The sequence below is a fragment of the Actinomadura sp. HBU206391 genome, from assembly GCF_014323665.1.
GTDB lineage: Bacteria > Actinomycetota > Actinomycetes > Streptosporangiales > Streptosporangiaceae > Actinomadura_C.
Genome location: NZ_JABVEB010000001.1, coordinates 36,704 through 52,176 on the forward strand (window position 1 = coordinate 36,704; position 15,473 = coordinate 52,176).

The 15,473-nt window shown below is 63.4% G+C and carries 14 protein-coding genes and 1 pseudogene; 9 read left to right on the forward strand and 6 right to left on the reverse strand.

Features of this window, described 5'->3' with window-relative positions; genetic code table 11:
* Positions 1-73 precede the first annotated feature (73 nt).
* Positions 74-3,349 carry an NACHT domain-containing protein gene (locus tag HKK72_RS00190; RefSeq protein ID WP_187232124.1) on the forward strand — a complete coding sequence of 1,092 codons (3,276 nt, stop codon included), beginning with the start codon at positions 74-76 and terminating at the stop codon, positions 3,347-3,349.
* Positions 3,350-3,472: 123 nt separating this feature from the next.
* Here HKK72_RS00190 and HKK72_RS00195 read toward each other — a convergent pair whose 3' ends face one another.
* The 4 genes and pseudogenes from HKK72_RS00195 to HKK72_RS00205 form a co-directional block, all read right to left on the reverse strand.
* Complete coding sequence (locus HKK72_RS00195) at positions 3,473-4,039, reverse strand: HD domain-containing protein (RefSeq protein WP_187232125.1); 567 nt, start codon at positions 4,037-4,039, stop codon at positions 3,473-3,475.
* 52 nt (positions 4,040-4,091) lie between these two features.
* Positions 4,092-4,304, reverse strand: a complete 213-nt coding sequence (locus tag HKK72_RS41950; protein ID WP_315987020.1) for a GntR family transcriptional regulator — start codon at positions 4,302-4,304, stop codon at positions 4,092-4,094.
* Positions 4,305-4,355: 51 nt separating this feature from the next.
* Positions 4,356-4,574 (reverse strand): annotated as a pseudogene (locus HKK72_RS41955) (winged helix-turn-helix domain-containing protein); the annotation flags it as partial.
* Between the two features lie 803 nt (positions 4,575-5,377).
* On the reverse strand, positions 5,378-5,821 hold the full coding sequence (locus HKK72_RS00205; protein ID WP_187232127.1) for a hypothetical protein: 444 nt from the start codon (positions 5,819-5,821) through the stop codon (positions 5,378-5,380).
* Positions 5,822-5,971: 150 nt separating this feature from the next.
* Here HKK72_RS00205 and HKK72_RS00210 point away from each other — a divergent pair, with 150 nt between their 5' ends.
* Positions 5,972-6,706 (forward strand): XRE family transcriptional regulator, encoded by a 735-nt coding sequence (locus HKK72_RS00210; protein WP_187232128.1) that lies wholly within the window; start codon positions 5,972-5,974, stop codon positions 6,704-6,706.
* Between the two features lie 254 nt (positions 6,707-6,960).
* On the opposite strand, the gene HKK72_RS39580 is transcribed toward HKK72_RS00210, so the two are convergent.
* Entirely contained in the window at positions 6,961-7,200 is a 240-nt protein-coding gene (locus HKK72_RS39580) for a LacI family DNA-binding transcriptional regulator (protein ID WP_410050270.1), read from the reverse strand.
* 22 nt (positions 7,201-7,222) lie between these two features.
* Here HKK72_RS39580 and HKK72_RS39585 point away from each other — a divergent pair, with 22 nt between their 5' ends.
* A complete protein-coding gene (locus HKK72_RS39585; protein WP_222720233.1) occupies positions 7,223-7,477 on the forward strand; it encodes a hypothetical protein in 255 nt (84 codons plus the stop codon).
* A 47-nt stretch (positions 7,478-7,524) separates the two neighbouring features.
* On the opposite strand, the gene HKK72_RS00220 is transcribed toward HKK72_RS39585, so the two are convergent.
* On the reverse strand, positions 7,525-8,091 hold the full coding sequence (locus tag HKK72_RS00220; protein ID WP_187232130.1) for a helix-turn-helix domain-containing protein: 567 nt from the start codon (positions 8,089-8,091) through the stop codon (positions 7,525-7,527).
* A 995-nt stretch (positions 8,092-9,086) separates the two neighbouring features.
* Between HKK72_RS00220 and HKK72_RS00225 the strand changes: the two genes are divergently transcribed.
* From HKK72_RS00225 to HKK72_RS00250, 6 genes are all read left to right on the forward strand, one after another.
* Positions 9,087-9,386, forward strand: coding sequence for a helix-turn-helix domain-containing protein (locus HKK72_RS00225; protein ID WP_187232131.1), 300 nt, complete (start codon positions 9,087-9,089; stop codon positions 9,384-9,386).
* Positions 9,387-9,424: 38 nt separating this feature from the next.
* Positions 9,425-10,204 (forward strand): phage antirepressor, encoded by a 780-nt coding sequence (locus HKK72_RS39590; protein ID WP_222720161.1) that lies wholly within the window; start codon positions 9,425-9,427, stop codon positions 10,202-10,204.
* Positions 10,204-11,094 carry a hypothetical protein gene (locus tag HKK72_RS00235; RefSeq protein ID WP_187232132.1) on the forward strand — a complete coding sequence of 297 codons (891 nt, stop codon included), beginning with the start codon at positions 10,204-10,206 and terminating at the stop codon, positions 11,092-11,094. Before HKK72_RS39590 ends, HKK72_RS00235 begins: the two co-directional genes overlap by 1 nt.
* Positions 11,091-11,867, forward strand: coding sequence for a hypothetical protein (locus tag HKK72_RS00240; RefSeq protein ID WP_187232133.1), 777 nt, complete (start codon positions 11,091-11,093; stop codon positions 11,865-11,867). The genes HKK72_RS00235 and HKK72_RS00240 overlap by 4 nt, the downstream gene beginning before the upstream one ends.
* Before the next feature lie 243 nt (positions 11,868-12,110).
* Positions 12,111-12,461, forward strand: coding sequence for a hypothetical protein (locus HKK72_RS00245; protein WP_187232134.1), 351 nt, complete (start codon positions 12,111-12,113; stop codon positions 12,459-12,461).
* A 1,009-nt stretch (positions 12,462-13,470) separates the two neighbouring features.
* A complete protein-coding gene (locus tag HKK72_RS00250; protein WP_187232135.1) occupies positions 13,471-14,532 on the forward strand; it encodes a hypothetical protein in 1,062 nt (353 codons plus the stop codon).
* The last annotated feature ends 941 nt before the right edge of the window (positions 14,533-15,473 follow it).

Below are 15,473 nucleotides of genomic sequence, written 5' to 3' on the forward strand. Positions count from 1 at the left end.
CAGGAAAGGACACAAGGCCTGGCGCGATGGGCGTTTCTCGCCATACTGGACCTCTCGTATTCTTGGGGGTGTCGTGTCTGTCGAGATGGCCGCGTTCAGTGTCGGTAGGGCAGTCGCCCAGCTCGCCGTAAGCCGATGGATGGCGAATCGCTCCAATCACAAAGCGCCTACCAAGGACCTCGTCGAACTTATCAGGACAGGGTTTCCGGATGAGATCAAGCGCCGGCGTGTTCAGCGCCAGTTCGAGGACATCGCCGACTCTGTTGCCGAACGGCTGCTGCCCTACCTGCAGCATGAGTTCCGCGATCTTACTGATGGTGACCGCGAGGCTGCTCTGCACCAGGTTGTCCTCACGCTGAACCGCGCCGACTTGTCGGACGAGGCGCTATTCGCCGACGACCTCGACTCGATCAAGCTGTCCCGCAGGCTGCGCGCCGCGTTCCCGGCACGTGAGGCGGAGTTCCAACTCGGAGAGGCGGGAGCCCGGCTGTACGACGTCGTACTCGAGGAATGCTGCGACTGCCTGGCCCGCATCATCATTCATCTCCCGCAGTTCGGCTCCCGCGCCTCGGCTGAGACACTGAGCCGCTTGTCAGGTGTCGCCGACCAGATCTCGGCCGTGCTCGCCCGCCTGCCCGCACGATCGCTCACCGCGCCCGGGGGTACGTCGGACGATGATGAGTTCACCCGTCGGTATCTGACCTTCATCAGCGAGAACCTGGACTCACTGGATCTGTTCGGCGTGCGCTTCGAGCGCTTCACCCGACCCCAGACGACGCTGAGCGTCGCGTACATCAGCCTGAATGTCTCGGAGGAGGGTGGCGCGAGGCATCGAGAGCCCGGTTCCCGAACGGTGGCGATCGCTGACTGGCGCTCTGAAAACCGCATGGGCGGCGGCGCTGTCCGAGTGGAGGTCGCGCTAAGCGACCATCGCCTGACGCTGGTACGTGGCGAGGCAGGCGGCGGCAAAAGTACCCTGCTCCGCTGGCTCGCGGTCATGGCCGCGCGCGGCACGTTCACCAGCGAACTGGCCGAGTGGAACGGATGCGTGCCGTTCGTGATCAAGCTGCGCAGCCACGCGGGCGGAGCGCTGCCGCGCCCCGAAGAGTTCCTCGACGACGTGGCCGGTCATCTGACCGGGATTATGCCGAGCGGCTGGGTACATCGGCAGCTGATATCGGGACGGGCTCTGCTCCTGGTAGATGGGGTAGACGAGGTCACCAGCACTCAGCGGCAGGCTGTCCGACAATGGCTGAAAGCACTCGTTAACGAGTTCCGCAGCACACGGGTGATCGTGACATCACGGCCAGCCGCAGCCACCTCAGACTGGCTGCGCGCCGAGGGTTTCGCGACCACCTTCCTAGAGCAGCTGAGTCCAGCGGACATGCGCACCCTTGTCCAGTACTGGCACCGTGCAGTGCGGGACTCCGCCGATCTACCTTGCGCGCCGGAACGACTCCCCGTGTACGAAGCCAGGATGTTGGCCAGGCTGGCGGCAGCGCCCCATTTGCGGACTCTCGCATCCACTCCGCTGCTCGCCGCAATGCTCTGCGCCCTCAACCTCGACCGGGAGACTTTGCCCCGCGACAGAATGGGGCTTTATGCGGCCGCGTTGGACCTGCTGCTGGAGACCAGAGACGCCAAGCGGAACATCCCGAGTGCCCTCGAGATCCAGCTGCAACGCGACCAGAAGATCCGCATCCTGCAGATGCTGGCGTGGCATCTGTCCCTGAGCTGGCGCGTCGAGCTACCCAAGCCCACAGTCGAACAAGCAATCAAAGAGCGGCTCACGGCAATGCCAGGCGTACAGGCGCATGCCCCAGATGTCCTCGGGCACCTGCTACAGCGCAGCGGCGTCATCCGTGAGCCGATACCCGGGCGGATCGATTTCGTTCACCGGACCGTGCAGGAATACCTGACGGCCAAGCAGGTTGCAGACCTCGGCGATATGGAGCTGCTGATCCGCAATGCCCACCGCGACCAATGGCGAGAGACTGTCATCATGGCCGCCGGCCACGCGAACGAACCACTCCGCCGCGAACTCCTCGAAGGTCTCTTGTCCCGCGTGAAAGCCGAGCCACGACGGGCCCGCCAGCTCAAGCTGCTGGCTGTTGCTTGTCTCGAAACGCTCCCTTCGATCCCACAGGACCTGCGCGAGGCTCTTAATCAATGCCTTGACGAACTCGTCCCCCCGCGGAGCATCGCTTCCGCCCGTTCCCTCGCCGCCGCCGGAGAGCCAGTGCTGGCTCGGCTCCCCGAACGGCTGGATAACCTGTCTGACGCGATAGCGAGGGCCACCATCCGAACCGCCTGTCTTATCAACGGCCCTGAAGCCCTCAATGTGCTCTCGCGTTACGGCACCGACTCTCGCCAGGCCGTGCAGAAGGAGCTGAACGATGCCTGGAAGTACTTCGATCCCCAGGAGTTCGCCGAATGCGTCCTGTCCGCGGCTCCCGCTGGCGGCCGAATCGAGGTGTTGCGGTCCAGCGGCCAGCTTAACGCCCTTGGTGTGCTCGCCCCGCTCTCGACCCTTTACGCGATCCTGAATGAGCCAGCTGAGTTGGGTTTCCTCACACGCCATGCAGAGACGCTCAAAAGACTCACCCTTATGTTCGACACGCCAGGCACAGACATCAACCTCCTACCTCCATTGCCTAGCCTTGAAAGCATCGTCGTTGGATTGCCCCGACTTTCCAATCTTGACTTCCTGGATGCACTCCCCGATCTGAGCGCTGTCTGGCTGTCCCGTTGTGGAGACATAGAGGATTTCTCTTCGCTGAGACGATATACGAATCTACGCGAATTGGGACTCCAGGGTAGCCGCCACCTGACCACCCTTGAGGGACTTCCCGAACTGCGCCAACTGAGGAATCTGGGGCTGAATGGGTCGAGACTGACATGCGGCCTCGCTGACGTCGCCACGGCCGCTCCGCATCTCAATATCCTCTTCCTCCATAACTGCAAATGGGTGAGAGATCTCACTCCTCTGGCGGAGCTTCCACTGGCACAACTCGAGCTTCGAGGATGCAACGCGGTAGCGGACCTTTCCCCACTCTCAGGCTTGACCGACCTTAGTTACCTGGATCTCGCCGGCACTCAGGTACGCGACGTCACGCCTCTAAGTGAGCTCACGAGCCTCGTGCGACTTAACCTCGATGTTTGCTCAAGGATCATCGATCTAGCGCCTCTAGTGGCTCTTACTAACCTGCGAATCTTGACAATCCGAGGTATTTCTCCCGGCATCGACCTGTCTCCCCTCGCAGCGAACCGCAAGCTCACCGTGCAGGTCGATACCCGGCAAGAAATCCGAGGCGGCAAAGCGTTGGGGCGGCGGCTGAAGATCTCGTAGCCAACGGGCCCAACTGGACCACCCACGCTCGCCGATTGTGGGAGAGGTCAACCATATTTCGCTGCCGCAAGAGTTTTCTGCAAATGCGCACCAGCTAAGCCGCCGCGAATACGCCACAGATCTTCAAAGCTGTGAGACCTTAGCTTTAGCGAATGCGCAAGCGACCGCCTGTACTGCATTTATAAGGTGGGGCGATGCAATCTCAATCGACCGACTGACCAGATGATCTGCGCCGTAGCGCGCACGTATCTCAGCAAGGCGTTGTTCAACCGATAGCGGTGCACCGTTGGGGCTTGTCGTCATGTCGCAGTAGATCAGCGCTTTCGCCAAGGGTGGCGGTGCGGGCACGAATTCACGCGACAGCTCTTCAGCAAGCCCACGCTCTCTGGCCTCGAATATTGCGCAGGAGTGGTGAGCAACCAAACGACACAGAAGGTCGTGAGCGTGCTCCACGTCGCGAAGGTGGCGGGCGCCATCGAGAGGGTGGAACCCACTGACTATCAGATACGGCGAATATCCAATGTCGTGGAGCCAGGCGGACGCTTCCAGGAGCTCGGCGTCATCTCCAAGGATGGGGGCAAGGCTCCGGGCCTGTGCGGCGACACCCTGCGTGTGTGCCCACCGGCGCGGCAACGGGACTTCGAGGAGCTTGCGGGCGATCTCGCTCGCCCAGGCGGCTTGGTTGGTCATAGCTCGACGTTAGGACCGTGCTCTCGGACGTTCACGGACGGCGACATACCGTCTAGGGACGTCTTCGCACGAAACGTCCCTTGCCATGAACCGACTCGATGAGCCCGGCATGCTCCAGCTCAACGAGCGCTCGTCGTGCGGTCCCGCGAGAGACGCCGTGCTGGGCGACGATGGCTGCCTCACTTTGTAGTGGGTCTCCGGGAGCGAGGTCGCCGGCGTCGATCCGGGCCCATAGCTCGTCGGCGATCTTCCGGTACCGAGGCATGGTTGCGTGCTCCGCCGTGACCGCCTGATCGGCGCCGCATACAACACGGCCCATGCCTGGCACTGTCGCGACAAGGCCGTCTGCCTCCAGTTCAGCCAGGGCACGGCGGATGGTGTTCCGTACGACGCCGAACTCCCCGCACAGTACGGTCTCGGAAGGAAAGCGCGAGGCTGGTCCGTAATCGCCTGCATCAATGCGTCGTCGCAACGCATCGGCGATCTGCGCGTACGCGCCCCATGACGTCGCTCGTCGTCGGCTCTCTCTGGGCATTCGGACGTCTATCCGCTGATCAGTAGGCCATGTGCGTGGAGGTCGGCATCCATGATCCCGCCTGGCGCCTTGGTGCCTTAGCCACTTGCGGAGTGGATACCCTCTCGCGTTGGCGCCGGTGAGCACCTTGTGGGCGCGCGCGGTTGGTTGCCCACTGTGCCGTACTCATGCGCATCGTTGTTGGGGGTTTCATGGAGCCGTTCGACTCGCGAGGGCCAGCGTGGTGGAGGCCAGGCGCTCTTGGGCGATGGCTGCTGGTCAGTTCGACGCTGTCGAGCATTCGGGCAAGTTCGGTCGGCGTATCCGCCTCGACCAGGCGGTCATCGATCAGGGCCCACCAATGCCGGGTTGCCGCGCCGAACCAACTGGTCACGTCGGGGAAGCGCGCCTGCAGCATCTTCAGGCCGACAGCCGGATCGTCTGCGGGGAGACTGTAGGTGTATGGAGGGTTCATGTTGTGTCCTTCCTGGCTGGCGGGCCTGCCGTACCGGCTCACCACCGGTTATGCGGCTGCACTTGCGCGGAACCCAGCAGCCAACGGGCGATGACATCTCGGATGTCTGGCCTGCGCGTTGCAGCGGTCGTGGCCAGCGCGGCGGTGCGGGTTACGGCCTCCGGGGGCGTAAGACCGAGTTCTCCGCACCGCCGCGCCGGCTTCAGGTCGTACGGCTCGGCGGCCTGGCTCCGACGGATACCGGGCCGTACGACGTCGTCCGGGCCCTCCCCTGCCCAAGACGAAGGGGTGGGCGCGCCATCCGCGCCAGTCGGCGCGCCCACGTCCAAGTACCAGACAATGCCCATGCCTATCGGCCGACCGTGGCGGCATCGACCGTGCCGATGCCCGACTGCGGCCATCGTCCGGAGGAACACTGCTTGACGGGCATGCAGGCGAGAGCCTCCCTCACTACGGGAGACATTCCACCGAGCGCCGTGGCGCGGAGCTGCGGTCCGTCGTGCCACACGATCGCGCCCGTGGCGGCGGTGCGTTCGGCTCGTGCGATCACCGACCCGTACACGTAGTGCGGGCCCAGCCACGACAGGTGACAGGTCTGGAGGACGCCGTCGGTTCCGCCGGTCGCATGGAGCGCCTCGGTGACGGCGTGAACCGCGAGCGCGCGATCAGAGGTGATGCCGCACACGCCGCGTTCGGGGTCGGGCGTGGTCACCTGCCAGGAGAACAGGCAGGGGCCGGCATAGATCGGCATTGCGAACGCCTCCTCGGGCTCGGAGCAGGATGGGGTGGTCACCTGAAGACGCTGGTGACGAGGCGAATACGGGGTGCTTCGCCCTGCGCAAAGCCTGTCCGGAGCGCGAGGACCTCTCTACCGGCAACTAGGGACGTCTAGGGACGTCTTCTGCTACCGTCGTAGCCGTCCCTGGCCAGCCGGGAGGTAGCGGTGAATGACGTGCTCCACAGAGCACTCGTCAACGCAGGACTACGAGAGGCCGACGTCGCCCGCCACCTCGATGTCGACCCCAAAACGGTACGTCGCTGGCTCACGGGCCGGCTCCCCTACCCTCGCCACCGCGCGGGAATCGCCGCACTGCTCGGACTCGACGAGCGAGATCTATGGCCACTAGCCCTGGGCACTCGCCGTCCGCTTCACCAGTCGTCGAGCGAAATCCTCGCTACCTACCCTCACCGATGGGCCGTGCCCCGTGCCGTGTGGCACGACCTCTTTGAAGGCGCCCAGCGTGAGATCGGCATCCTGGCCTACGCGGGCTTGTTCCTCGCTGAAGACACCGGAATACTGCGCACACTTGCCGACAGGGCAACCGCGGGCGTCGCCGTGCGTATCCTGCTCGGCGACCCAAACGGTGCCCGCGTCTCGGAACGAGGCGCCGACGAAAGCGTCGGTGGGTCCTTGGCCGCCAAGATCCGAAACGCCCTCGTCCTCTACCGTCCGCTGCGCAACCTCGAGGGCATCGCGATCCGACTACACGACACGGTCCTGTACAACTCCATCTACCGCGCTGACGACGATCTACTTATCAACCCGCACGCCTACGGCGTCCCAGCATCAAATGCACCCGTTCTCCATCTGCGTCAGCGTGAGCATGGCGACATGGCCAGCACCTATTTCGAAAGCTTTGAGCGGGTATGGCTAAACACTGTCGAGTTATCCGGCTGAAGTTCTTCAGCTTCGTCGTGCGGATCACCCCATGTGCGTGGGTAGGCGGTCTCAGCAACCTTCACGGACTTCCGTTCGGGATCACCCCCACGTACGTGGGGAGGACCACCGAGGGCTCTGGCCTCGTGGGTCTACATCGGATCACCCCCACGGTGTGTGGGGAGCACCGTGGCATCTGTCGTCAGACGGACGGCCAGCAAGTCGGTCAGGCTGAAGGCGGGAGCCGCGCGAGGCCGACCGCCGAGGTGACCCAGTCAGGACGACGGTCTGGGAGCATCCCCGCGCGGGGATGGTCCCGTCGTACGGTGCGCCTGGCCGCCGCGCACGAACCCGAGACCGGCGATCGCCTCCTCGACCCCGGCCCGCGTGCTGGCCGCCACCCGGTCGGGCCGGTTGAGCACATTGGACACCGTCCCGGCCGAGACACCGGCGCGGCGGGCGACGTCGGCCAGGCTCGCGCCCTTCGGCCCGGTGCCGTCCTTCCCCCGGAACACATACGTCAGCCCGCGGCAAGAGGTGTTCTTCGACGTGGTGCTTGATGTTCTGCATCGTCGAGACGGCGAGTTCCTGCGCCGCGTACCAGTTGTCGACCCAGGCGCCGAACGTGATCTCGCCGGCGGCCGGGTCTCGGTACTTCCCGCCGCGGACCTTCGCTTCCTCGTCGTCGGCGGCCTGCTCTGCTCGCGCTTCTTCCGGTACCGGATCACGGCGCCGTTCGCGTCCTTACAGGTCGGCCACTTGCCGCGCCCGTTGCTGAACCCCGCGCGATGAAGTAGGTGCCGGTTCCCTGGCCGCGCTTCTCCGCGTAGCCCACGTGGTTACCTCCGGGTCTTGGCCGGCCTGCGCTTGAGGCCTGCGTACGCCTCACGGGCCTGCAGCAAAGTTCCAAGAACATGGGACTCGACGCCGGTCTCCACCAGCTCGACTGCCGTCCGCACGTGGTGAGCCGGGACCTTCTCGGCGGCCCGGGCGTCGATGATGAGCGCGATGAGGTCGGTGAGCCTGCTCTGCTCCTCGCGGGTCCGCGCATCCCAGTAGCGGCGGAGCAGCTCCCGCACCTCGTCCGGCACCTCCGCGTCGGCGATCTGCCGCTCGGTGGCCGTCACCGCCGCCGGCGGCATTTCGCTCTGGCCTACGGCGTCGGCCGGCACATGCCCAGAGAGCACGAGCAGCGGCTCCAGCTGTATGCGGAACAGCTTCGAGATCCGGAGAAGGTGCTCGGTGCTGGGCTTGGCCGTGGCGCTCCGCTTCCAACGCGAGACGGTCGACTGCTTGACCTCCAGGGCTTTGGCCAAGGCCGAGTCGCTGGTGTACCCCAGGGCCTGGGCGGTGCTCTCCAGCCACGTCGCGAACTGGCCGGGTGTCTCTTCAGCATCGGTCGGCATCGGTGGGCCTGGTCCTTTCGAGTGGAGAAAGTTACGGGATGTGCCGGGAACGCCTACGCCGTAGGGGGTTCCAGCGTGCTCATCGCCGCATAGTCAGGGTACGTTCCGCGTTGCATGAACGGGAGGCTACCTGTGAACCGCATCGGTTGATACGCGTTGCGTGGTCGCTGGAGGTAAAGGGAAGCGTTGAGAAGAGATGGCGCACCGTCGCCGCGCGGGTCCGGTTTGGGCACATCGACAGAGGGATTCGCAACGATCAAAGGGACAAACCTACTCACCCTTTACCTAATCCGACCGTCTGTTCGACACGCTCCGTGTTGTCCTAGCTGACCTGCGGAACGTTCGTGGAGTTTCGCCGACTTGAGTGACCGGCTGGTCGCCGGTCCGGATCTTCACCTGTGAGGTTCACTCGCCAAGCACCGGCAAAACTCGGCAGAACTCGCGAGAGTCCGACTTGCGATCAGTGGCGTATGCGACCATGCATCGATCTTGAATGCTAATCATGCACGACACGCGGAACAGGTAGTTGCGCCGAGAGGCGACGGAGGCCAGAGTGGGTATTGCTCCTCATGGTGCCCATGGGAAGCACGCGAAGGCCCGGCCGGTGCGCCAAACACCGGCCGGGCCAGACGCGGAACACCTGAAAACCGCCCCTAGCAAGGCAGAGCAAACAGGAGACCGCACGTGCAAGGTTCGCACGCTCAGGCGTGGCCCTCAAGCCGCCCCGCCTACTCACCCGGCCACACTCGGCCTCACCAGGACACACGCGCGCAGCGCGATGAGGTCCCCGTCAGCCCCGAGGCGCGGCTACTCAAGCCCGCCGACGTCTGGAACGCGCTGGGCTGTTCCGGCGAGACCGTCCGCCGCATGATCCGAGATGGACGCCTCGAAGCCGTCGACCTCGGCCAGCCCGGTACCCCCGCGCCGGCGCGTCCGCGAGTCGGCGCTGATCGCATATGTCGCGGTCTCGCCCATGTGCAGCCGGAAGGTGCCCGATGAGCCCGCGCGCTCGGCTGTTCACCGCCGACGAGGTCTCCGACGCGCTCCAGATCAGCAAGCGGTCGCTGCAGAAGATGTGCGCTGAGCGGCGGATCCCGTTCGTGATGATCTCCGGGTCGTACCGGGTTTCGGACACCCACGTCGAGGCGATCATCGCGACGTTCGAGGTCCAGCCCGGCCCGGTCGAGCGGAAGGCGGCACCACGCCGTCGCACCGCCCAGCCGCCGGCCGCGCCCGAATCCGGCGTCACGCACCTGCGCGCCAGGAGGCCACGCCGCACTGCGGCGTCCGCCTGACCCTCCGAAACCGTCCTTTCTACGTCTCGGGGGTACCCGTGGGCGGCAGCCTGCCTACTTCAGTCCAACCATTCCGCTTCCCCATCACTGACCAGCCGATCCGAACCGTCCTCGTCGACGGGGAGCCGTGGTTCGTCGCGGCCGACGTCTGCGCGATCCTCGCGATCGGCAATCCAAGCCAGGCCGTCAGCTACCTCGACGATGACGAGCGCGACACCACCCTCATCAGTAGTGAGGGTGGCCAGCAGCGGCCCGTCAACATCATCAACGAGTCCGACCTCTACTCGTTGATCCTCCGCTCGCGGAAGCCCGAGGCCCGGGCCTTCAAGCGGTGGATCACGGCCGAGGTCCTGCCCGCGATCCGGCGGACCGGCGGCTACGCGACCACCGGGTTCCAGATTCCCCGCAGCTTCGCGGAGGCGCTGGAGCTCGCGGCGCAGCAGGCCCGGGAGCTGGAGACCAGCCGGAACACGATCCAGGAGCTGGAGCCAGCCGCTGCGGCGTGGGATGTCCTGGCCAGCGCGACAGGCGACTACTCGCTGCGCGAGGCCGCGCACATCCTGAACCGCGACCCGGCCATCAGCTCGGGTCAGAACCGGCTTATGCGGAGCCTCCGCGCGCTGGGGATGGTCGACCGCCGGGGCATCCCGTACGCCAAGCACTCGGCCCACCTGGTCGAGCGCACGACCAGCTACGAGCACCCGCGAACCAAGGAGCCGAAGCTCAGCACCCAGATCCGGATCACGGTCCAGGGGCTCCGGTACCTGCACAAGCGGCTCGGTGGGACGTCCCCGCTCGACCTCGACGGGGAGGCGTAATGCCGTCGATCCGCGCGGCCGACCCGGAGAAGGGCGGGTACGTCCTGCTCAGCAACGTCTGCGCCCGCGACAGACGCCTCTCCGGACTCGCGCGCGGCATCGTCTACATCATCCTGTCGTGGCCACCCGACTGGGAATTCACGATCGACTGGCTGATGGCGGAGATGACCGAGGGCCGCCGGGCCATCTCACTCGCGCTGAAGGAGCTGGAGGAGCACGGCTACCTCCGGCGCACCAAGAAGTCGCTCGGCCGGGGGAAGTGGGAATGGGACCAGGTCCTGAGTGACGAGCCGCTCGCGCCCGCCAAGACGCAGGTTACGACGTCCGGCCCATCTACGTCCGACGAATCATCGTCCGACGAAGTTACGTACGACGATAACCGCGCGGACGAAACGACCTCGGGAAACACCCAGGTCGTTTCGAACGACCGGTTTTCGTCGGACGATAACCGGCCCGATATCCGTAAGACGGTTCTTCCGAAGACGGTTACCAAAGACGAAAGCAAGCAGGCCAGCGCGGGCGGACCACCCGAGTTCGCGCTCCCGCTGATCAACGCCATCCAGGCGCGTGGGCTCGTCGGCATCCGCTGGGCGCTCGACGGCCAATGGGCGCTCGTCCAGTCGCTGATCGAGTCCAAGGGCCTCGCGGCCATGACCGAGTATGCCGTCCGCGCCGCCGCCACCACCGAGAACGCAGGCAAGCCCGTCCACTCCGCGAAGTACTTCCTCGGCGGATGGCGCGAACTCCCGCCCAAGCCACTCGACGGCACCGCCCCAGCCGGACTCCGCCTCGCCGGGAGCGCGCCCCGACTCACGCCACAGCAGCAGGCCGAAGCAGACATGGTCCAGCGCCAGATGCAGCGGGCCAGAGCCAGAGAGGCACGATCATGACCCCGAGCGACTCCGTGCTGCTCGTCCAGTACGTGAAGGCACTGTGCCCGCAGCAGAAGATCGCCGAGTACACGCCGGACGCGTGGTTCGACGTCCTCGCCAGGTACCCGCTCGCCGACTGCCAGCAGGCCGTCCAGAACCGGGTCTCCGCCGGGCACGCCTTCGTTGCGGTCGGCGAGATCATCGGCGAAGTGAAGCGGATCCGGGCCAACCGCCTGAGTGACAGCGTCCGCGCGACCCAGCCGCCCGCCGGTGGGGTCGACGAGCGCACCTACCGCACCGCGCTCCGCCGAATCGTGAGGGAGATCGGAGACGGCCAGACCCCGTTCCACGCCCTCGAGGCCGGCGACACCCGCCAGCCCACCGAGCGGCCTACGGACTACCGCAAGCTGCGGCAGGCATGGGATGCCGAGCAGAAGGCCAAGAAGGAAGCAGCCCGCGCGGCGGCCGAGGCCCGGATCGCCGAGCAGGACGCCGCCCGCGCCGCCCATCAGGAGTACATCGACGCCGAGGGTCTGCTCCTCATCCTGGAACCCGAGGCGCAGGCCGCCGCCTACCGCCAGGCGCGAGAGGAACTGGGCCCGGAGGCATCCACGGAGGAACTCGCCATCCGGGCCGTCAAGGTCGCCGACCACTCCAGGGGCGCGCCCATCGAGCCCAGCGCGTACATGCGAGACGGCCTCGCCCGCCGTGGCTGCCCCAACGGATGCGAGTTCGGGTACCACGAACCACCCTGCCCGCACTACGTCGACGCCGCCGCGAGCACGCGATGAACCGGCGCCCCAACCGAGACGCCGTCCTGGCGTACCGAGACCTCGCTGAACGCCTCGTCAGCCGCCGATCAGCTTCAAGCAACGCAGCCAGTGGAACGGGTTCGTCCCGCCCGAGCAGTGGCGCGAGCAGCACAACCCCTGTCCCCGCCGGGCAGCGCTCGCCGAGCTCGTCGACGAGGCCCACGCCCGCGACGCCGCCCACACACAGGCCAAGAGCGCATGACCACCCGAGAGGAGCGGACCGTGACCCAGCCTGACAACATGGCCGACAGGACACGAGACGGCAAAGGCCGGTTCGACTGTGACCCGGCCACCGCAGAGAGGGACGCGCGGGCGGCCGCTCTCCGAGGCCGATCGATGACCTACCAGGCGATCGGGGATGCGCTCGGGATCTCCCGGCAGTCAGCTTTCGACGCCGTCCACCGGGCGCCCAGCGACACGATGGAGGAGCCGGCCGCCGCCGCCCGGGCATTGGAACTGCAGAAGCTCGACGCTGCGGAGCGGACCGTCCTGGAGGGCTTGGAGCGCGAGCACGTGACCGCCTGCCCACGGGAAGATCGTGCGGCGCGAGGTTGGGTTCGAGCGCGACGATGACGGCGAGATCCTGCGGGACGGGGAGGGCAAGCCCGTCCCGAAGTACGAGGACCTTGCAGGCCGCACAAGGTGTCGACATCCGCCTACATGAAACGGTTCTCTACAATTCGATGTACTACGTCGATGAGGATCTAATGATCAACCCTCATATCTAAGGCATCCCCGCGTCCCAGGCACCCGTCCTCCACCTGCGCATGACAACAAATGAGGGATTGGCAGGCACGTACCTAGAAAGCTATGAACAAGTCTGGTTGAGCTCATCGCCGCCCCCTCTCTGCTAAGAGAGCAGTACGGAGCGTAATTTATTCTCCCGAGCGGCCAGCTATTGGATCAACCGTGACCAGAAGTGGCCTTCAAGTCGGGTCGACAACAAGCATGTCAATGAGTTGATACCATTAAGATTAGCCTAATATCCTGGACGGTATTCGCTAAGATCGCTATACGATACCCGCAGTGCAATTAGAAGGCGCATTCATGACTCAAGAAAATGATATATCTCGACGCATTATTACCGATGGATCGCGGGGTATGCAATCCTTGCTCCGTCATATGTCGAACGCTGCGGTACATCTGCGAGTCGATGAGTCTCCAAAGGATTATGCCTCCCGCAGAGACGAGGTACTCAGCGAGTACGTTACCGCTATAGCCGAAGCTGTTGCTGGGTATGACGCGTTTGATGTCATTGAGCTGATGCGACAGATGGAGGTACCGTTCGTTCTTTCAGGCCATCGTGAGAGCGAACACGAAGGCCTGGCGGCCATCATAGAGATAGTTACTCTAGTCCTACTTGCTCGGGGGTCGAGAGATCCATCCACACCTGGACACGAAGGACCTACCCCCAATCACATCGTGGATGAGCTACATCGTCACGCTTCAGCGATTCTCCAAGTTGGCGCTTTCTCCCTGCTCATGGATGGCGACAGCGAGAAATATGGACCGCTAACCCGACTTTCGTCCCATTATCGATCAAGCGAGCTTTTCGTGCGTTACAAGCAATACGCTCACATCCATGACAAATTCAACGAACAGCTCTTTGATGCAGGGCCCAATAAAAGAAGAATTGGCGAGTGTACTTGGCTTTAATTACGCACAGTTTGTGGGCATTCGCGAATCGATTCGCGAGGTTTACCTTGACAACCTACAAATGTGTCTAAGTGAACTTGGTGAGGTGACCGAAGACTGGGAGGTAGGCGGCCGCAGCAATCAACGGCCAGATGAGATCGAGCGAGGTCGCAAGGCTGCCACTGATGTTTTCATATACCCAGGATCACGAGCGGCGTTCACAGCAGAGGAGCTTGCAGAGCGAACAGGCACGGAGGTCTCTGTCGTGGCAACGGTACTTGACCTGTTCAGCACAAACTTCGCAACCTGCGATCCAGTTGATTCGGTGCGACACTTCCTGGACGGGGAAGGTCCCTTTTTCCGTGCCAGCCTGATCAGTGACGGCGCAGGCAACTTTGTGACCCTAAGCATGCCTATTGGCACGGACTGCTTTCGTCACATCGTGGAAGGAGCACTCAAAGAGACGCCAATGTGGGCAAGATACGACCGCCAGCGGACAAGGATTAGCGAAACCCTATCCGTCGAGTACCTCGAGACCATCCTTCAAACGAAGGCAACAAAAACCGGGTTTAAATACTACGCACCAAAGAAAAATATTCCTGTGGCTAGGCTCACCAGCGCGGCCACGGACATCACATCTATTGGGAAAGAGGTAGAGGCAGACGCGCTCTTCCTCATCGAGGATGTAGCCATCTGTGTCGAAGTAAAGGGCCGCAGCATCTCCGATGGTGCCAAACGCGGCCATGTCGGCCGGCTATCTACGGATCTTGAAAGAACGATCGGCGAAGCGACCCTTCAGGCACACCGACTGGAAGCGTTGATTGAACAGAACCAAGGTCTTTGGCAAGCTGATCGGACCTGGCTAAGCCTCGATCACGTGCGGGAGATCCGGTCAATCGCAGTATGCCTTGACGACATGGGCCCTCTGGCCACAGCGCTAGACGAACTCATCCGAAGTGACATTATCGGGATGCAAAATTCGCATGGATCGTCTCTCTGCACGATCTAGCCATCATCGCTACTATGCTAGATCACCCAGCAGAGTTCCTTTTGTACCTAAGGCGCCGCACAGGGTCTGATGTCTCCAAAAAGTTTGTAGCCCAAGACGAGCTTGATCTTTTCATGCTTTTTCTCAACGGCGGGCTATACGTCGAACCCGATCCGGATAAGGTAAGTGAGACGCACCCTATGTCCGGCAAACCCACTGCTGCCGATCGCAAGCGGTACAGGCGAGCAAGCGTCCCGACACGAGTCCATACCCACACCGATCCTCTGGATGCTTGGGTCTACTTCCAAGAGGGCTCAAGTACTGAGGAAGTCCCCAAGCCTGCGTTTGCAGCTAGCAGCTCAGTGCTTAAGGTCATTGATTTTCTGCAAAAGGACAGGAAACCAGGGTGGTTTCGATTCGGATCCGATCTGTTGAACCTCGCATCGGATGCACAGAAGGCGTTGACAGACGGTATCAGTAGGACGATCACATCGACGCGATCCGACCATGCACCGCACTCGCTACTCCATTGCTACGCAGGAGCGTGGGGCTTTCCAATCCTCATCATCTACTCGTGTCCACGAGGAATGGAAGGGGAAGAAGCACGTCGGCGCATGGGCGCCTATCTTATGGCTAAGAAGCACCAACTACGCTCAGATAGAGCATTGGGCCTTCTCGTTGATGAAGCTGCTAACTTCATCGCAGTCCACTATCACAACGAACTTTCTCAAAACGATCCAGAACTTGACCAGCTCGTCATAGATATGGGCCTCGTCCCCCCAGAAAGAATGGGGAGAGTCATACCGCCGTCTGCGCACAGATCGACCCATAGGCTGCGAGGGAAGAAGGGTAATAAAGGTAAAAAGCCTAAGCGTCGTTAGTCTTACTACGAATTTAGGCGCTCCCAGCATCATTAGGCCTTCGAATGAGCCGATGAGTGCCAGGGCCGGCCAGGTGCTGAT